This window comes from Gracilibacillus oryzae (assembly GCF_009498735.1).
Classification (GTDB): domain Bacteria; phylum Bacillota; class Bacilli; order Bacillales; family Amphibacillaceae; genus Gracilibacillus; species Gracilibacillus oryzae.
Genome location: NZ_ML762451.1, coordinates 1 through 18,032, shown reverse-complemented (window position 1 = coordinate 18,032; position 18,032 = coordinate 1). Strand labels below are relative to the sequence as shown.

Here is an 18,032-nt window from a genome sequence, read left to right as displayed (position 1 = left end):
AATGCACTTGATCCTAAATGCTGCCACCCATTTGATGACGATACTGATACGCAAGATGCAACTCAGGAGATTAAGTCTGTACAAAAGTCATACGAGTCTATTATCGTTAAAGATTCCTGTGATGTAGAAATTTCTACAACAGATACGCAAGCTGCTGTAAACGTACAAGTAGGCCTGCAAGCTGCTATTGCTTTAATTATCAGCATTTCTATTGCAGATGGAGACACAGCTGACAGCGTTACTCAGGACTTGTTTGAGAAAATTAAATCAAGCCAGGTAAATAAACAACACACGTATATAGAAAATTCACGTGGTGTTAAAGTAACAACAACAGATACAGATGTTGCGGTAAACGCTCAAGTATTGTTACAAGTGTTACTTGCATTGATTGCACGCTTAGACATTTTGTAAGTCTTCTATTCAATAAACTAGCAAAAGAGGTCTTCCTATGGCGAAGACCTCTTTTGCTAATCTGGTAAAAATAGTAATAATAAGAGATGAGAAGGTAAACTATCATACTTTCCCAGAAGAGGATTTGTTCCACAGATGAACTAGACTTTACCCAAATAGCTTCTTGTTATATTTGGCATAACTATTTTCCCATTGCTGCTATATTTCTCAAATAACTCCGTTAATGCAGTAATGAAGGGCTTATACTCCTTGTCGGTCTTTTTGGGGGCATAGGAAGCGGGCAAGTACCTGCCCAAAAAACCATCTAAATCAAACGGCAAGTCATTACGAAAATACTTAAAATCATACTTTCCATCTTTATAAAATTGCTCAAATGCAATCGGAGTTTCTTCCATGCCGCCACTAAAACCTTTAAAATTCAGGCAGTATTTTTGGCAAACTTCAGCACTTTGCTTGTTTATATCTGCTGATCTATCCCGGCTATTCCATACAAGCGCCACTTTTGCATCCTGTTTTAGAATCCGTTTACATTCCATTCTGAACTGCTCCATATCAAACCAGTGAAATGCCTGTGCAACTGTTATTAAATCTAGACTATTATCTTTTAACGTTGTATTCTCAGCCGTTGCCTTAACTGAGATAAAACGGGGATCAGGCTTTAACGTTTGGTCTGCTATTGTTCTCATATCATCATTTGGTTCCACTCCAATGACAGTAAATCCCCTTTCAAGGAGTACCCTGCTTAATATTCCAGTCCCTGAGCCAATATCTGCAATAATATCATTCTTATTTATACCAGTTTCAGAAACTAAATATTCAATCCATTCGTGTGGATAGCTTGGACGGTATTTTGCATAAACTTCAGCTTTATCTGTGAATTTATCTGCAGATTTCATTAAACTGTCATCTCCTTTAATTTCTCATTTGTCTTTATAATATTTCTTATTTATTATTATGAATTTCTTCTTATCTAACTTCCAGTCAAAATATCACTTTATTTGAATAGATAACATAAAAAAGGTTTTCCACGAAGTGTAGTTATGGAAAACCTCTCTAACATTTGAATTGTATTCATTTTGCACTTACCGTAATGGATTGTTTCTATATAAACGATGTTATCACAGCGCCAACCGTCTGTAATACCCTAAACGAAAAGATTCAAGTAACTCGAAGAAAGTAAGTGGGGATACAAAAACCCCCACTGATCAAAGTATCACTTTATATTTTTGGATAATAAGGCTCATACCTGGGATTACAATAATATGGCGGCCTTAAACCAATTTTCGGACTGTAAAATGGTTGTTTGTTATCATCATATAATATCTTAACTTTTCCAATCGGTTCGGAAATCAGTAAATAATGAATTTCTGGATTATAATAATATTGCATAACATCACCCCCGTTTTATCACTAAGCACCCTGATAAGTCTCATTTTATATTATGAGATGATCTCCATTTTGAGCCAGTTCATATTATTTTCCTCTAGACAAACACGGCTGGTGCCTAATAGACATAAAGTAATCCATACAGAAATTCAGAGGAGGATTCTTAACTATGTCTGAGAACAGGACTGGTTCCAACGAGTATCCCATGTATCCTAATTATGCTAAGATTACCCGTTATGAAGAAATTCCAGTAACGGTCCCGGAGCAAAGGCAATATCGCCAGCCAGGGGTAGAAGATTTAATGGTACCTAAGCCAATCATTGAAAACCCGAATTATCAAGGTACAGGAAAACTTGAGGGTAAAGTTGCACTGATCACTGGTGGAGACAGCGGGATGGGAGCAGCAGCAGCTATTGCATTTGCTAAAGAAGGAGCGGATATTGCGATTGCTTATTTAGATGAACATGATGATGCGAATCGTACAAGAAAAAGAATTGAGGAACTGGGACGAAGCTGTTTGCTTTTACCAGGGGACTTAAGAGAAAAAGCGCAATGCAAAAGTATTGTGGACAGCACGATAGAGACATTTGGAAAATTAAACGTTTTATGCAACCATGTCGGCATTCAATTCCAGCAATCAGATTTAGAAGACATTACCGACGAACAATTTGATGATACATTTAAAGTCAATATCTACTCCCATTTTTATACAACCAGAGCCGCACTGAAATACTTAAAAGCTGGAAGTTCCATTATTAATACATCATCTGTTGTCACATTTGAGGGGAATGAACTATTGATGGATTATACAGCAACAAAAGGAGCAAATATTGGATTCACACGTGCTCTTGCCAGAAATCTTGCAAAAAAAGGGATAAGAGTTAATGCGGTTGCACCAGGGAAGTTCTGGACACCGTTAATACCATCCAGTTTTTCTGCAGACCAGGTTACGCTTGTGAACAATTTAATGGATCGTCAAGCACAGCCATTTGAAATTGCTCCAACATTTGTTTATCTTGCTTCTGATGATTCGCGATTTGTGACAGGGCAAGTACTTCATGTTAATGGTGGGCAAGTGTTTGGGTAACTAAATTATCACAGGTATTGGCTCTCTCGAAGTTTCTTTCATGAGCAGTGCCCCTCCAATATCTAGCTGATAGAAGTCTTACTCGTTGAAAATGAGAGTAAAATGTTAAGTTTGAATTACCATAACTTTTATACTATACTAATAATTAACAATTTAATAATTGAATCTACTAGGGGAGCATGGAAATGCTGAGAGAGGAATTCGACCCTTTGAACCTGATCTAGTTAACACTAGCGTAGGGAAGTGGAAATGGCAGATTGTTATGGAATCTATTTTTCTATAATTGTATTTAGATATTGCTAGACCCATCCCCTATATTGGTGATGGGTTTTTTTGCATATCCAGGAACAGGGATAGAAAAGACGTATTCTCACATGGGAAATGCAGTTTTCTGAAAAATTAGTAAAAGAGGAGAGGAATACAATGAGTGAACTATTTACAGACCGTTTATGGAAAAGAGTAGAACCCATCTGGCATGCTTATCTGGAACATCCATTTGTGAAAGGACTTGGAGAGGGGACATTAGATCAGGAAAAATTCAAGCATTGGTTGAAGCAGGATTATGTTTATTTAATAGACTATTCAAGGTTATTTGCTTTAGGCAGTGCCAAAGCGGAAGATTTGGAAACAATGACTGTTTTTGCGAAATTACTTCATGGGGTGCTTGATCTGGAAATGGACCTTCACCGCAAATATGCAGCTGAGTTTGGTATATCAGCAGAAGAGTTAGAGAAAACAGAACCATCGGCTATAACAGTTGCCTACACAAGTTATATGTTAAATGTGTCGCAACGGGGAGGGGTAGAAAATGTGATAGCTTCTGTCCTTGCCTGTGAGTGGAGCTATCATTTTATCGGAAAATCACTTGCAAGCTGGCCGGGAGCATTAGACGATAACTTTTACAGCAGTTGGGTAAAGCTTTATTCCTCTAATGAATTTGCTGAACTTGCTGCTCATTGCAAACGGTTAATGAATAAAATTGCAGAGGACAAGCCTGAACAAGAGTTGAAGCGATTAGAAGAGATTGTGATAAGAACAAGTCAATTTGAATATATGTTCTGGGATATGGTGGAGAGCAGAGCAGAATGGCCAGTTAATCAAAAATAGGGGGAGTATCATATGACGAACAGATTATTAGATTTAGTAGATGAACGTGAAAATGAGTTAAAACAGATCCTTGCCGATTTAATTGGCTTCCCAACCGTTAGTCCTCCAGCAAGAAATACCAACGAAATTCAAGCATATATTGCTAATTTTCTAAAACAGCAGGGCTTTGCTACAGATAGTTGGGAGGTCTTTCCGAATGACCCTAATCTTGTTGCAATAAAGAAAGGTAAAGATAACGGTAACTATAATAGTTTGATAATTAACGGGCATATCGATGTGGCGGAAGTCGGCGATGATACCAATTGGTCAGTGCCAGTATTTGAATTAACTGAGAAATCGGGCTATCTCTATGGACGTGGAGTGGCGGATATGAAGGGTGCTGTTGCAGCGACGTTATTAGCAGTTAAGATATTGAATGAGCAAGGTATCCTATTAAATGGCGATTTGCAAATTCAAACAGTTATTGGTGAAGAAGCGGGTGAAGCAGGCACACTATCGTGTATTGAAAAAGGGTACAGTGGAGATTTTGCCCTTGTTGTTGACAGCAGTGACCGGCAAATCCAAGGACAAGGCGGGGTCATTACTGGCTGGATTACCGTAAAAAGTAAAAAAGTGTATCATGACGCGATGAGAGCAGAATTAAATCAATCGGCTTCTTCTCATTATGGTGTCAGTGCAATTGAGAAGATGATGAAAATTATTGCCAGTTTGCGGGATTTAGAAAATCACTGGTCAGAAACGAAAAGTTATCCAGGCTTTAAAAAAGGTACAAATACGATTAATCCAGCAGTTATTGAAGGAGGGAGACATGCAGCATTTGTAGCGGATGAGTGCCGTCTGTGGATTACCGTTCATTTTTACCCAAATGAGAGCTACCAATCAGTGATAGCGGAAATCGAAACACATTTAGCCAATACAATTAGTGATGATCCTTGGTTTGATGATAATCCGCTAAGTTTTCGCTGGGGAGGTAAGTCTATGATAGAGGATCGTGGTGAGATATTCCCTTCAGCAGAGGTAGATAAAACACATCCTGCCATAACCCTTCTGCAAAAAAGTCATGAGCAGACAGCAAAAGGTATTGCTGAAATCGGCATGTCCAAATCTGTGACTGACGCAGGCTGGTTTTATGAAGCAGGCATTCCTGCAGCGATATATGGTCCAGGTAAACTGGAGGAAGCTCACTCAGTCGATGAAAAAATCGAATTAGAAGAGTTAGTATCCTTTACGAAAACATTGCTTACGTTTATTCCTGCGTGGTGCAATAAACTTAAGCTGGACACGGATAATAAACCAAATGAATAGTATAAAGCAGGATGACTCTGAATCTAAGTCTCGCTTTATATAAAAAAAGATAGCATTGAGTAACTTTGTCTGGGCAGTTACAGTTGAAGCAGCTGGTGTGATCGCTGAAAAAATATTTCGACTGTGTAAGTCTAAAAAGGCCTGGTGGGACATAGAGAAAAAGGTTTTCCATAAAAGTAAAAGGGATTGTGCATCATGGTATTCGTTTCCCGTCATGCATAAAACAGATGGTGATAAATCCTTTTAGTTGAAGGGATACTTTCTGCAGGAATGTCTCCCTTTCTGAAGGGATAATACTACATAGGACAGATTCTTCAGGATTGCCAAACTGGTCTGATAAAAAGCAGGTAACCTGGCAATCTTTCGATGGCAGGTCTTTAGATTTTAACTTATATCGCAAGGACAGGCAGTACTTTCCAATGCAAATATCTGAAACTACTCCGTTAAAGCGTACTTCCAGTGTTTGCAAATCTGTGGTATTCCAAGTCTTTTCCTCACCGTTTGAAAGAATAATGGGAGCTTTTCCATTTATGATAATTTCCATATAGTCACACCCGAAAATATGGGACACAGTGACGGTGCCGGAAACAGTTAAATCTCCGTTTGCTTGCCATAAAAGTGCCCTTTCGCCACATAATAATTCTATATTTCCACAGACTTTATCTGTTATATATTGAGGGCAATTCAATTGCTTCGTTATTTGCAGCTCAGCAGGTTTAGTGATCCAGTCGATTAATTTTGTTACATTAATAAAATGCTTTTCCATATCCTTGTGCAATATTATACCCCCTTTGCTGTAAATTGCTTTATAATTATCGTATGCGGATATTGAGAAAATTCTAATAAAGATCATCGGCAAGAAGTGTACCTTGCCAAAAGTTTTCTGTATGTTCTGATAATCTTTACCCGATTATCGTGGACTTGTCTGGATTTAATAAAAGAAAAGAGGTATTTATTTGGTAAAGAAAAAGCAGCACAAAAAAATAAATAAGTTAAGAATAATACGAAGAGCAATTTTAATTATTATTGGCGGTTTTATTACAGCATATGGACTGGAAGCAGTGCTGATTCCGAACAATGTATCAGATGGCGGCGTCACAGGTCTTAGTATCGTAGGATCACAATTGATCGGTTTTCCATTAGGTGTATTAATAGCTGTTTTGAATATCCCGTTCGTATTTTTAGGATATAAGCAGATTGGAAAAAGTTTTGCGATTTATTCTGTGCTTGGTATTATCTCATTGGCGGCTGGTACAAGTGTAATGCATCACATTCCTGCAATCATTCAAGGTGATACGCTGTTAGTAACAGTTGTTGGCGGGATAATTATTGGTTTTGGAATGGGTATTGCCTTACGTAATGGAGGGGCACTGGACGGCATTGATATGTTGGCAGTCTTACTTTCCCGTAAATTGCCTTTTGGGACAAGTGATCTTATTTTATTCTTAAACCTGTTTGTATTTATCGTTGTTTCCACCGTATTTGGATTACAAGGAGCCTTTCTTTCAGGTATTGCTTATTACATTGCGTCCAAAGTTATTCATATAGTAGAAGAAGGACTTAGCGGCTCGAAAATGTTTAAGATCATTACCAATGCTCCTGAATTAATGGTAGAAACAGTAAGGGACCGTCTCGGACGAAGTGCAACCTATAACATTGTACGCGGCGCTTATTCTAATGAAGAGTTTAAAGAAATTACATGTGTAATCAATCGTTTAGAAGAAAGTAAAATGAAGGAAATCATCCAGGAAATAGATCCAGGAGCTTTTGTTACTGTTTACGATGTAGCAGAAGTAAGAGGCGGAAACTTCCGCAAAATTAATATTCATTAAAGTCCATGAAGAAACAGGGCAATAAAAATTTTAAAAGAAGGGATTCCCGCAGAGAGGCGGAACCCCTTCTTTTTTGCATTTTGTATCACAAATGTAAGGTAAAGAAGAAGGAGAGTTGTTGATAAAAGTTAACAGTAGACAGCTATTCCTTCAGTGCTTAGAAAAAATTACCGAAACCAGGAATGGAGGGCTTTTTCAGTTACCCCGCACGCTATGGTCATCTTTTATTGTTTTAATTCATTGAAAAGGTGGTATCGGTAAAAGTAATACAATTGCATAAAAGGAGAATTATCATGAACAAGAAAAATATCTTTAAAAGCTGGAAATTAATTGATTTCCGCATCTTCTTACCATCTTTACTTTTTATCATCGCTATTTGTATTCCTTTCTCCTTCTATGAATCCGAATCATTGGAATTATTGAATGCTATCTTTGATAAAATTGTGGAAGTATTTAGCTGGGGTTATATTTGGTATACGATTATTCTGTTAGGGGCAGGTTTATATTTATCATTCTCCAAGTATGGAAATATCGTTTTTGGAGATCCAAATGAAAAGCCAAAACTTTCCTTGTTTGAATATGCTTCGATATTGATCGCGATGGGGCTCGGCTCGACAATTATGCGTACAGGAATGGTGCAATGGACGCAAGTAGCTAATAATCCGCCATTTGGTGCGGCAGCTGGATCCCAGGAGGCATTATTATGGGGGAATGCATACAGTATGTTCCTTTGGAGCTTTCAGGTTTTTGCGATATTCGTAATGGCTGCACCTGCCATGGCGTATATTTTGCATGTAAAAAAACGTCCATTAATGAGAATTTCGGAGGCCTGCCGCGTTATTTTTGGTGACAAATTCACAGACGGTATTGGCGGCAAGGTGCTTGATGTATTTTTCCTTATTAGTATTTTATCAGGTGCTGCTGTTACATTAGGACTTGGTACTCCAATCATAACAGCTAATTTATCCAGTCTCTTAAATATTGAAGTGACATTTGGCTTAACAATGACCGTTACGATAATATGGGTCATTCTTTTCTCCATCAGTGCCTACTTAGGGATTGAGAAAGGAATAAAACGGCTGAGTACAATAAACATTTATATAGCAGGCGGGTTAGCTCTATTTATTCTGATTGTCGGGCCAGGTGTCTTTATTCTTGATTATTTCACTGATACAGTCGGTCACTTATTTAATAATTATTTCAAATTATCGTTTTATACAGATTCTGTTGCCATGCAATCATCCAATCATATTAAGAGTCATATGATTTTCTGGTTTGCTTACAGTGCGACATGGGCAATGCTTCACAGTGTGTTTGCCGCTAAAATTTCAAAAGGCCGTACAGTAAGAGAAATGATTTTGACCTATTTGTTAGCACCAACACTGCTTTCATGGGTTGCAACAGGTATTCTTGGTGGTTTAGGGGTTCATCGTTACTTGACAGGTGAAGTGAATGTATTAGATATCGTAAATGAGGCAGCGGCACCAGTTAATGTCATCCCGGATATCTTAAATACCCTGCCATTGTCAGGAATCATAATCGTCCTTTTTGTGATTGTCTCGATGATCTTCTTAACGACAACATTGGATTCGACAACCTATACGATTGCTGCTTACACTAGTAAAAGAGATATGAGCAAATTTGAACCATCTCGTAATTTACGCATTATTGTTGCAGCGATTATAACGATCGTAGCACTAATTTTAATGCAAATAGGAGGACTTGCTCCTCTTGAAGTAATATCTGGCATGATGGGACTTCCGATTATTATCATTCAATTTCTAACGATCTATGCTGCGAAGAAGATGATGGATCAGGATAAAGCATGGTTGTATAATGTGAGGAAAAAATAGAAATGATTACAATGGAAGAACCTGAGACATAACTAAAATAGTTAGTCTATAACCGAACAATAAATATGCAAGTGTGTCATTCAATACTGTACTAATATAGATAGTGCTAGCTAATCGCTGGGGGAAAATACTCGCTTTCCATGGGCACGGCTTCAACTAACTTGGTAAAGAAGGTCACTTTACCAAGTGGATTTTCAGCTCGTGCTGTTCCCATTGGAGTCTCGCATTTTCCCCCAGCTTTTCATGGTTTTCTAGACTAATAAGTGGAACGATTATCATCATGCAAAGACAGCATCATATGAGGTAAACTTGGGCACGATCATTTATTCCATTGAAAGTCTCTCTTCCAAAGCAGGAACCTGAGATAATTAGAGATAAAGATAAATCCAGTCAGGATACAAATAATCCGGACATTTTTGTCCCATCATCTTTGTTTTTTTAGTATCCATACTTTACACTTGAATTTTCTGCAAAAGTTGCTGACATATGCATTTTGTTTCCACTTTTGTTGAAATAGGCGTATGCTAATATTTAGGGACACGAAATAATTTAAAAAGAAGGGGTTCACCATTATAGATCAAGAGCAACTGGCTAAACGGAATTTGAAGATCATGTGGTTTGCAAACTTTTTTATCGCTGCAAGTATGACAATGGTCATACCATTTTTATCATTATATATTGAAACATTGGGCAACTATTCTGATCCATTTGTCCAGAAATGGTCGGGATGGGTATTTGCTGTCACTTTTCTTACTGCATTTATTGTATCACCGATTTGGGGAAGGTTTGGTGATAAGCATGGTCGAAAAAAGTTTCTCGTTCTTGCAGGATTCGGACTGGGAATCTGTGTATTTTTTATGGGCTTTGTGACCAATGTATATCAACTATTTATTCTAAGATTAATTATGGGTTTTTTCTCAGGATTTATTTCCATGTCTCAGGCATTTATCTCCACCCAGACGCCTAAACATATTGCAGGTAAAGTACTGGGAACATTACAAACAGGAAATGTAACAGGAAGCTTATTAGGTCCATTACTTGGCGGAGTGTTAGCAGATGTAATCGGTTATGGTGCGACTTTTCAGCTAACTTCCATTACTTTGTTTGCAGCAGCCTGCTTTGTGTTATTTGGGGCAAGAGAAACAAGGTTAGACACTGCAAACCATACACCAAGATCTTATTCATCCTTAGAAGTGCTAAAACACGTTACTCTCAACCCAGTGCTGGTTATGGTCATGATTGTTTCCATGTTCGTTCAAATCGCCAATTTCAGTATTCAGCCAATCTTATCCTTGTATGTGACAGAAATACATGGCCCGGTAAGTATCGCCTTTTTCTCAGGGCTTGCATTCTCGGCTGCCGGTCTTGGTAATCTGCTTATGGCTAGAAATTGGGGGAAATTAGCAGATCATATTGGTTATGAGAAAGTATTAATATTACTCCTGTTTTTGTCTGCTGTATTCTTTTTTCCAGGAGGACTGGTTAATAATATAACGCAATTAATTATCATCCGCTTTTTATTAGGAATGGCGATTGGAGGGATTATTCCGATCAGAACAGCCTATATCCGTCAAGTAACACCACTAAATATCCAAGGAGAAGTGCTTGGCTATAATACAAGCATTCGCTTTTTAGGTAATATTATTGGTCCAGTAATAGGAGGATGGATAGCCGGTTTATATAATATAGCCACAGTGTTTTACTTTAGTAGTGGAATTTTGCTGGCTAGCGGAATTATATTGATAATTACGGTGAAAAGACAAGAAAAAAATGAAGGGAAAGAAAATTTAATTAGAAATATTTAAAGATGTGCATCTCTTAAAAATGGGGACAAGCCATCTTCTTTTAGCAACATATCAGGATGCATAACGCTATGATAAAAAGAAAACAATGGGTGATACTAAGGAGAAGTATCAGGATCCGTTTAAAGGGGTTTTTACGTTGGAATCAATATGGCTGGAATATGCTTGGACATTATTAATATTAATCGGTTTAGAAGGTTTATTGTCTGCAGATAATGCTCTTGTACTTGCAGTGATCGCTAAACATTTACCTGACGATCAGAAGAAACGTGCGATTAATTACGGGATATTTGGTGCTTTTGTATTTCGTTTTGGTGCATTATTTGTTATTTCTTATATTGCGAATGTTTGGCAAGTACAAGCAATCGGTGCACTTTATTTAATTTATCTTGGTTTGAAACACATTATTCCGAAGTCAAATAATGTAACGGATGGGGATACAGAAAAAGAAGAAAAGGCGGCAAAAGGTAAAGGATTTTGGCCAACGGTTGGTTTAATTAGCTTAGCAGATCTTGCTTTTGCCATTGACTCCATTCTTGCTGCTGTTGCCCTTGCATTGGCATTGCCGGATTCACCGCTGCCTGAGTTTGGCGGAATGGACGGTGGAAAATTTATTATTATTTTACTTGCAGGAATCTCTGGCCTTATTCTCATTAAATTTGCGGCAACCTGGTTTGTTACACTGCTCGATGCCAGACCAGGGTTAGAAACAACTGCCTACGCCATTGTTGCATGGGTAGGAATTAAGCTTGCGGTTATTACATTATCTCATCCCAAAGTTGGCATACTGGATGAGCATTTTCCACATGGTACGCTATGGACGGTCACGTTCTGGACTGTCTTACTTTTAATAGCGATAGGCGGCTGGTTTTTGTCTGGGAAAAAATCTAATCAAGGATAATGGAAAGATGACTGTCCCTTCAGTTGAATAACCGCACGGGACAGTCATCATATTTTCTTCCTAAGGGATCTTAACAACTAGTTCGTAAATTGCCTTCCTATGTTGCCAGTTTTTCTTTTTCGCTGGAATACTGTTACAAATGCAGAAAAGATGACAAGGGTAATACCTGTAATCTGTAATAGGGTTAGCGAATCTCTAAATATAAGAACTCCAACAAGAACAGCAACAATTGGCTCCATTGCTCCAAGAATCGCTGCTTTGCTTGATTCAATAGATACTAGTCCAAATGTATAAAGAAGATAAGCGAAGATGGTTGAAATGACCGAAACACCAATGATGCTATTCAGTACATCTCCTTGTTGGATGATATCAGCTTTCTTCCACACACTGCTAGTTGGAAAAATAAACAAACTCCCCATCATCAGAGCATACACCGTAATTGTTAAAAAGTTGTAGTGCTGACTGACGAATTTCCCAATGATACTATATAGAGCACAAAAAAATGCGGATAAAAGTCCCAAAAGGATAACTTGAAACGATAATACGGTGTTGCCAATAGGGATGAGCTGAATAGCTAATGCACAGCCAAACAGAATAAGGCATAGTGATAAAACTTTTCTTTTGGTAACTTTTTCTTTGAATAGGATACTTGACAGAATGGTAACAAATATTGGAGATGTATATAGTAAGACAACTGCGATAGATAAGGATGCCTGATCCATTACGGTAAAATAACACCAATTAAAAATTACAATACCAAGGACCCCTAATCCGAAAAAATACGGGAGATGTTTGAGGTTGACTTTTAAATATCTCGGTGCAAATAAGCTTAATAAGATAACTAAAATAAGTGTAGAACATGTGAGCCGGATTGCTACGATTTCCCATGCTGTAAAACCATGATTATAAAGGGACTTGACGAAAATTCCTGTTAATCCCCAAAAGCTTGCGCCGATGATGGCCAGCAAATATGCTGAATAATTTCTCATACTTTCACCTTCTTTTCTCTCTATTTTTCAAGGTTTCTGTATTGTCAATTGCTTGCATTATAACACATATATTGTGATAGTGAATAGTAACAAAAGGAATCCTGGAATAAGAAAAATTAAAAATAGAATGTGCTTCTTTTCCCAAGTGTAATCTTGTTATTAATGGTTAATTATAAGGGGTAAATAGAGGAGAGGAGGTCGTGATTAATGAAGATTAGAATTGAGATCCAGTATCATATCCCTAAAGGTTTGAAAACGGTATTGAATACAGCGTTTATGAGTATAGAACATGCCATTTCCCTAGCAGAAGATTTAATGAAAATTAATCGCATCAAAGAACTGACTTTTTTTGATTCGAATGAAAGCAGCTGGACGTTGAAGGAAATGAAAAAATACGTAGAATCGTTAAAAGAAGAGCCTTATGATGTCTGCTTATACTTTGATGGCGGCTTTGACCATGAAACATGGCAGTCAGGACTTGGATGTGTGATCTATTATAAGCAGAATGAAGCATCTTACCGGATAAGAAAAAATGCGTTAGTTGATCAATTAACATCAAATAACGAAGCAGAATATGCTGCTCTGCATTTCGGACTGAAGCAGCTGGAAGAAATGGGGGTGCACCATTTACCTGTTACCATCAAGGGTGATTCAAAAGTGGTGATTAACCAATTGACAGACGAATGGCCGTGTCTTGAAGAAACGCTGTCTCAGTGGATTGACCGAATAGAATTATTGACAGATAAATTAGGTGTGGAACCGATCTATGAGGTGATTTCAAGGAAAAAGAATCAAGAAGCAGATCATCTTGCAACACAGGCATTAAGGGAGATAGAAATATCGAGCAGGAGTGAGGGGTGAAGAGAAAAAGGCGAAATCCAGTAAGATTAGGATTTCGCCTTTTTTTATACTAGTGAGTAAGGAGGAGTTTTATGCATCTGATTTTTAGTATCTAATTACTCCACAATTCTACTTTCTCTTTAATAAGGTTCGTATATTCTTCCTCTGCTTTTTCAATATTGATACTTTCTAGTGAGGACATAAATTCATCCCAAACAGAATCAAAATTAGCAGGGGTTGTTAAGACAGCTTCTGGAACCATCTTTTTGGTAATATCCAAAGCACGCTGATTGAGCACTTGTAAATCTGAATTGGCAGGGATAGAGATATTATAGGCTGCTCCCCACGGTTTAACAGGAAAGTCATCAGCGGTTGGATAGGCGTCTTTCCATAGTTCCATATCATAAGCAGCTAACACTTCTTTTTCGATCTCAGTTTGATTCTGGATCGCAATCTCACGAGTGTTTACTGTATAAGTCTGCCCAGTTGAATCAAGTACACCATCGCCATAGCGTGGAGCAAAGCGAGCGAAGTTATAGCCAATTCCCGTATTCTTTAAATAATCTTTGTCACTGTTACGCTTATCCCATTCATCTTGAGGAATCACGCGCTTTCCATCAACAATATCATAATGTTCGCCCTCAATACCCCAATTCATCATAATCTGTGTTTCCTCTGATGCCAGGTAGTCTAAGAATTTAATCGCCCGGACTGGATCTTCACAATCTTTACTTATACTGATTCCCCAACCTGCTTGTAATCCAATACTCTGGTAAGAATGATTGACATAGTCTTCACTTAAAGTAACAGGATATACACCATACATTCTATCTGTCAATCCCGCTTCACGTAATGCTTCCTGCCCGCTGTTCATCATATAATCAGGTCCAATGGTTGCAAGAACTCTCCCTGATGCCAGCTTTGCATCGTATTGATCACTTTTCTGCACAAATGTTTCTGGATCAAGTAATCCTTCATTATTTAAATCATTGTACCATTGGAAAACTTCTTTCTCGATCGGTCTGCGGTAATGTAATGTAGCCTCATATGTTTCTGGATCAATATAGTATTCGCCATCGTCTCCAGCCCCTGTCATCATAAAGCCTGAATTAAGAAAAGAGGCTTGAATTCGCCAGCTGTCTGTATTCATTGTAAGTCCAATTGTTTCCTGCCCGTCAATTTGTGGATGCAATTCTTTATATTCACTAATGATATTTTTTAAGTCATCAAGTGTTCTTAATTCAGGATATCCTAATTCTTTCATAACAGCATGCTGTACCCATGCTCCGTATCCAGGTGACATTGCCTGGTTATCAATCGCTGCAGTAGTCAGAACGTAAATGGATGGATCATCCTCACTCCATTTTAAACGATTAATCCCGTCCCCAAGCATTTTTTGCAGGTTGGGTGCGTGTTCTTCGATTAATGGTAATAAGTCAATTAACGCGCCTGCATCAACTAACTGCCCAGCTCCCTTTGATACAATTAAATCAGGATATTCCCCACTGGCAACCATTAAAGGAATCTTCGTTTGCCCACCTTCGATATCAAATTCTGGTTCAAGGGTAACACCAGTATCTTCTTTAATTTTGCGACCAACTGGAGTGTCCATATCATCAACCCAATCAGGATTGGTATCAGAATCAAACAAAGTAAAGGTTACAGGTTCTAAGCCATCAGTTTCCGTATTTTCTGCAGAGTTATCAGTTGTCTCCTGTTCCGTACCTGTGTCATTTGAAGCCTCCTCATCTGAGCCCTGACACCCAGCTATGACAAATAATAAACCAATGATAAAGACAAATTTTACTAATTTCTTACCAATTGCCATCTTAATATTCCTCCCTTTTTCAATTTGTTTAGCACATTGCTAACCATAATCTCCCTTTATTGTATAAACAGGACGATGCCTGAAGATACCTGAAAGTACTTATTGTTTCACTGCACCTAATGTCATTCCTTGAATAAAGTAGCGTTGCACAAAAGGATAGACAAGAATAATCGGGATGACGGTCACCATCGTAATTGCCATTTTGATCGACTCAGGTGAAACCATATTTGCTTGCTGCTGATCATTTGGCCTCATTAAATTAGCATCTTGGCCGCCACCCATTGTGGTATTATCCAGAATTTTCATCAATTCATATTGCAATGTAGTCAAATTGGCATTCATACTGTTGTAGAGATAAGTGTCAAACCATTGATTCCATTGTCCGACAGCAACAAACAAGGCAATTGTTGCTAATACCGGTTTACATAATGGCAACATAATCCGATAAAAGATGGTAAAATCATTGGCTCCATCCATTTTTGCTGACTCTTGAAGGGAAAATGGCAGGCTATCCATAAATGATCGAATAATAATAATATTGAAAGCGCTAACTAAACCTGGTAAAATATAAACCCAGAATGAGTTAATTAATCCTAAATCCCGAATAAGCATATAGCCGGGGATCAAACCACCTGAAAAATACATCGTCAGAACAATGGCTGTTGAAACAAAACCTCTTCCTTTAAAATCTCTTCTGCTGAGTGTGAATGCAACCATTGCCTGAATGAATACCCCGAGTACTGTTCCAATGACTGTCCGTAATACCGAATTAACAAATCCTGTGACTAAATTATCGTACTTTACAATTTCCAGATAGTTGTTCAATGTGAATTCTCTTGGCCATAAATAGATACCGCCACGAATAGTATCTGTCGAATCATTTAATGAGATGGCCAGTACATTCAGGAAAGGATATAAAGTGACGATAATGACGCATGTTAGAAATGAGTAATTAATAAATTCAAAGAGCCTGTCTCTAAATGTTAATCTGTGAATCATTATCCTTTTTGTCATGTCCGCTCCTCCTACATTACGCTTTGATTCGAATATCGCTTAAAGATACCATTGGCAAGGAATAATAAGATAATACTAACAACAGAATTAAATATGCCTATCGCAGTACCGTATGAAAATTGACCTAAGCCAATTCCGTAGTTGAGCGCATATAAATCTAGAACTTCAGCATAATCCACTACGAGGGGGTTGCTTAATAGCATCTGTTTCTCAAAACCGATTTGAATAAGATGACCAATGTTGAGGATTAAAACTACTAATATCGTCGGTCTGATTCCAGGTAAGGTAATATGCCAAATTTGACGGAATCGTCCGGCACCATCTACTTTTGCAGCCTCATACAGCTGAGGATCTAAACCAGCAATAGCAGCTAAGAAAATAATCGCGTTCCAACCCATTTCTTTCCATATATCTGATATTGTCACAATCCCCCAGAACCACTTTTCTTGTGCCATAAATTGATAAGGACTATCAATAATTCCTAATCCCATTAATAAATCATTGATAATTCCACCGTCTGTCGAAAGCATCTTCGTTACAATACCTGCTACAACCACCCATGATACGAAATGCGGCAAATAAGTAACCGTTTGGGTAATTCTCTTGAACATGGAGTGACGTACTTCATTTAACAAAACAGCAAAAATAATAGGAATGGTAAAACCGAATAAAAGTCCAAGGAAACTCATGGCTAACGTATTTCGTAACACCATATAAAAACGTTCATCCTGGAATAATGTAATAAAATGTTCCAATCCGACCCATTCCTGTTCAAGAAAAGAAAGACCTGGTCTGAAATTTTGGAAGGCCATAGTCCAACCCCAAACAGGAAGGTAATTAAAAACAAAAACCCAAGCAACAAAAGGTAGTGACATCGCATATAACAGCTTTTGGTTTTTGACGTGTTTCCAGAATCGGTTCATTCTGCTTTCTCCTCTTGTATGCGCTTTCTCTTTTGCTGTTTCCATATAACCCCTCCTTTTTTAAAATGATAACGTAATCACTAACTGGAAAAAACCTGAATAATTAAATCAAAATTCATATAAAAAATAAAGGTGTAAATGGATAGTGCCAGTTTTTCTTATACTTTACTAAGGCGGGTGACTTTTTCGGTAAAAATGGAACAAAAGTGGTTTGTCCTATTTTTGCATGGATAAATGCTTGTTTTAATGACCAAAAAAAGAGAAAGAGCTGAAGGCATTCGCAGAGGGTCTGAATGCCTTGGCGCCAGCCCCAATCATTGCTGAAGGTATTCGCAGAGGAACTGAATGCCTTGGCGCCAGTCAAGATCGTTGCTGAAGGCATTCACAGAGGTTCTGAATGCCTTGACTCCAGCAAGAACGTTGCTGAAGGCATTCACAGAGGGTCTGAATGCCTTGACGCCAGTCAAAATCGTTGCTTAAGGCATTCACAGAGGTTCTGAATGCCTTGACTCCAGCAAGAACGTTGCTGAAGGCATTCACAGAGGGTCTGAATGCCTTGACTCCAGCAAGATCGTTGCTGAAGGCATTCACAGAGGTTCTGAATGCCTTGACTCCAGCAAGAACGTTGCTGAAGGCATTCAGAGGTGATCTGAATGCCTTGGCACCAGCCCCAATCGAGTCAAGTCCTTTTTTATGTGTAAATATAGATACAATGTTAACAACCTAATTCACATAATACATATTTGTTCTTTTA

Annotated in this window: 18 protein-coding genes and 1 riboswitch; of the genes, 11 read left to right on the top strand and 7 right to left on the bottom strand. The window is 38.1% G+C overall.

What is annotated here, in order from left to right; all coding sequences use genetic code 11:
* Positions 1-411, top strand: a 411-nt coding sequence (locus F9U64_RS20205) for a spore coat protein (protein WP_153406739.1), incomplete at its 5' end; no start/stop codon positions are given.
* Between the two features lie 140 nt (positions 412-551).
* Here F9U64_RS20205 and F9U64_RS20200 read toward each other — a convergent pair.
* Together F9U64_RS20200 and F9U64_RS22695 are read right to left on the bottom strand one after the other, a co-directional pair.
* Positions 552-1,307: a class I SAM-dependent methyltransferase gene (locus F9U64_RS20200; protein WP_153406707.1), complete on the bottom strand. Its 756-nt coding sequence runs from the start codon at positions 1,305-1,307 to the stop codon at positions 552-554.
* Positions 1,308-1,629: 322 nt separating this feature from the next.
* Positions 1,630-1,800 (bottom strand): hypothetical protein, encoded by a 171-nt coding sequence (locus F9U64_RS22695; RefSeq protein ID WP_194287454.1) that lies wholly within the window; start codon positions 1,798-1,800, stop codon positions 1,630-1,632.
* Between the two features lie 166 nt (positions 1,801-1,966).
* Here F9U64_RS22695 and F9U64_RS20195 point away from each other — a divergent pair, with 166 nt between their 5' ends.
* From F9U64_RS20195 to F9U64_RS20185, 3 genes are all read left to right on the top strand, one after another.
* Complete coding sequence (locus tag F9U64_RS20195) at positions 1,967-2,884, top strand: SDR family oxidoreductase (RefSeq protein ID WP_153406706.1); 918 nt, start codon at positions 1,967-1,969, stop codon at positions 2,882-2,884.
* Positions 2,885-3,045: 161 nt separating this feature from the next.
* A riboswitch (TPP riboswitch) is annotated at positions 3,046-3,143 on the top strand.
* Between the two features lie 164 nt (positions 3,144-3,307).
* A complete protein-coding gene (tenA, locus tag F9U64_RS20190) occupies positions 3,308-3,991 on the top strand; it encodes a thiaminase II (RefSeq protein ID WP_153406705.1) in 684 nt (227 codons plus the stop codon).
* 12 nt (positions 3,992-4,003) lie between these two features.
* Complete coding sequence (locus tag F9U64_RS20185) at positions 4,004-5,296, top strand: acetylornithine deacetylase (RefSeq protein WP_153406704.1); 1,293 nt, start codon at positions 4,004-4,006, stop codon at positions 5,294-5,296.
* Between the two features lie 193 nt (positions 5,297-5,489).
* Here F9U64_RS20185 and F9U64_RS20180 read toward each other — a convergent pair whose 3' ends face one another.
* The gene (locus F9U64_RS20180; protein ID WP_153406703.1) at positions 5,490-6,074 is read right to left on the bottom strand and encodes a DUF3992 domain-containing protein; all 585 of its coding nucleotides are present in this window, start codon (positions 6,072-6,074) and stop codon (positions 5,490-5,492) included.
* A gap of 178 nt (positions 6,075-6,252) precedes the next feature.
* Between F9U64_RS20180 and F9U64_RS20175 the strand changes: the two genes are divergently transcribed.
* The 4 genes from F9U64_RS20175 (at position 6,253) to F9U64_RS20160 (ending at position 11,684) form a co-directional block, all read left to right on the top strand.
* On the top strand, positions 6,253-7,128 hold the full coding sequence (locus tag F9U64_RS20175) for a YitT family protein (protein ID WP_153406702.1): 876 nt from the start codon (positions 6,253-6,255) through the stop codon (positions 7,126-7,128).
* A 293-nt stretch (positions 7,129-7,421) separates the two neighbouring features.
* Positions 7,422-8,981 (top strand): BCCT family transporter, encoded by a 1,560-nt coding sequence (locus F9U64_RS20170; protein WP_153406701.1) that lies wholly within the window; start codon positions 7,422-7,424, stop codon positions 8,979-8,981.
* A 611-nt stretch (positions 8,982-9,592) separates the two neighbouring features.
* Complete coding sequence (locus tag F9U64_RS20165) at positions 9,593-10,786, top strand: MFS transporter (protein ID WP_153406700.1); 1,194 nt, start codon at positions 9,593-9,595, stop codon at positions 10,784-10,786.
* Between the two features lie 136 nt (positions 10,787-10,922).
* Positions 10,923-11,684, top strand: a complete 762-nt coding sequence (locus F9U64_RS20160; protein ID WP_153406699.1) for a TerC family protein — start codon at positions 10,923-10,925, stop codon at positions 11,682-11,684.
* Positions 11,685-11,761: 77 nt separating this feature from the next.
* Here F9U64_RS20160 and F9U64_RS20155 read toward each other — a convergent pair whose 3' ends face one another.
* On the bottom strand, positions 11,762-12,673 hold the full coding sequence (locus F9U64_RS20155) for a DMT family transporter (protein ID WP_153406698.1): 912 nt from the start codon (positions 12,671-12,673) through the stop codon (positions 11,762-11,764).
* Between the two features lie 207 nt (positions 12,674-12,880).
* On the opposite strand from F9U64_RS20155, the gene F9U64_RS20150 reads away from it, so the two are divergent.
* Complete coding sequence (locus F9U64_RS20150; RefSeq protein ID WP_153406697.1) at positions 12,881-13,534, top strand: reverse transcriptase-like protein; 654 nt, start codon at positions 12,881-12,883, stop codon at positions 13,532-13,534.
* A 91-nt stretch (positions 13,535-13,625) separates the two neighbouring features.
* On the opposite strand, the gene F9U64_RS20145 is transcribed toward F9U64_RS20150, so the two are convergent.
* From F9U64_RS20145 to F9U64_RS20135, 3 genes are all read right to left on the bottom strand, one after another.
* Complete coding sequence (locus F9U64_RS20145) at positions 13,626-15,341, bottom strand: ABC transporter substrate-binding protein (protein WP_153406696.1); 1,716 nt, start codon at positions 15,339-15,341, stop codon at positions 13,626-13,628.
* Between the two features lie 99 nt (positions 15,342-15,440).
* Positions 15,441-16,355 (bottom strand): carbohydrate ABC transporter permease, encoded by a 915-nt coding sequence (locus tag F9U64_RS20140; protein ID WP_153406695.1) that lies wholly within the window; start codon positions 16,353-16,355, stop codon positions 15,441-15,443.
* An 11-nt stretch (positions 16,356-16,366) separates the two neighbouring features.
* Positions 16,367-17,323 (bottom strand): ABC transporter permease, encoded by a 957-nt coding sequence (locus F9U64_RS20135; protein ID WP_153406694.1) that lies wholly within the window; start codon positions 17,321-17,323, stop codon positions 16,367-16,369.
* A gap of 300 nt (positions 17,324-17,623) precedes the next feature.
* Between F9U64_RS20135 and F9U64_RS23435 the strand changes: the two genes are divergently transcribed.
* Both F9U64_RS23435 and F9U64_RS20130 read left to right on the top strand, forming a co-directional pair.
* Entirely contained in the window at positions 17,624-17,758 is a 135-nt protein-coding gene (locus tag F9U64_RS23435) for a hypothetical protein (RefSeq protein WP_266095265.1), read from the top strand.
* A 25-nt stretch (positions 17,759-17,783) separates the two neighbouring features.
* A complete protein-coding gene (locus F9U64_RS20130; protein ID WP_153406693.1) occupies positions 17,784-18,005 on the top strand; it encodes a hypothetical protein in 222 nt (73 codons plus the stop codon).
* Positions 18,006-18,032: the final 27 nt, after the last annotated feature.

Bases quoted from the DNA above. Each gene is read 5' to 3' on its own strand.
- F9U64_RS20140 (WP_153406695.1), bottom strand. From the start codon at position 16,355: ATGACAAAAAGGATAATGATTCACAGATTAACATTTAGAGACAGGCTC.
- F9U64_RS20150 (WP_153406697.1), top strand. From the start codon at position 12,881: ATGAAGATTAGAATTGAGATCCAGTATCATATCCCTAAAGGTTTGAAA.
- F9U64_RS20170 (WP_153406701.1), top strand. From the start codon at position 7,422: ATGAACAAGAAAAATATCTTTAAAAGCTGGAAATTAATTGATTTCCGC.
- tenA (WP_153406705.1), top strand. From the start codon at position 3,308: ATGAGTGAACTATTTACAGACCGTTTATGGAAAAGAGTAGAACCCATC.
- F9U64_RS20145 (WP_153406696.1), bottom strand. From the start codon at position 15,341: ATGGCAATTGGTAAGAAATTAGTAAAATTTGTCTTTATCATTGGTTTA.
- F9U64_RS23435 (WP_266095265.1), top strand. From the start codon at position 17,624: ATGCCTTGGCGCCAGTCAAGATCGTTGCTGAAGGCATTCACAGAGGTT.
- F9U64_RS20165 (WP_153406700.1), top strand. From the start codon at position 9,593: ATGTGGTTTGCAAACTTTTTTATCGCTGCAAGTATGACAATGGTCATA.
- F9U64_RS22695 (WP_194287454.1), bottom strand. From the start codon at position 1,800: ATGCAATATTATTATAATCCAGAAATTCATTATTTACTGATTTCCGAA.
- F9U64_RS20200 (WP_153406707.1), bottom strand. From the start codon at position 1,307: ATGAAATCTGCAGATAAATTCACAGATAAAGCTGAAGTTTATGCAAAA.
- F9U64_RS20135 (WP_153406694.1), bottom strand. From the start codon at position 17,323: ATGGAAACAGCAAAAGAGAAAGCGCATACAAGAGGAGAAAGCAGAATG.
- F9U64_RS20185 (WP_153406704.1), top strand. From the start codon at position 4,004: ATGACGAACAGATTATTAGATTTAGTAGATGAACGTGAAAATGAGTTA.
- F9U64_RS20155 (WP_153406698.1), bottom strand. From the start codon at position 12,673: ATGAGAAATTATTCAGCATATTTGCTGGCCATCATCGGCGCAAGCTTT.
- F9U64_RS20195 (WP_153406706.1), top strand. From the start codon at position 1,967: ATGTCTGAGAACAGGACTGGTTCCAACGAGTATCCCATGTATCCTAAT.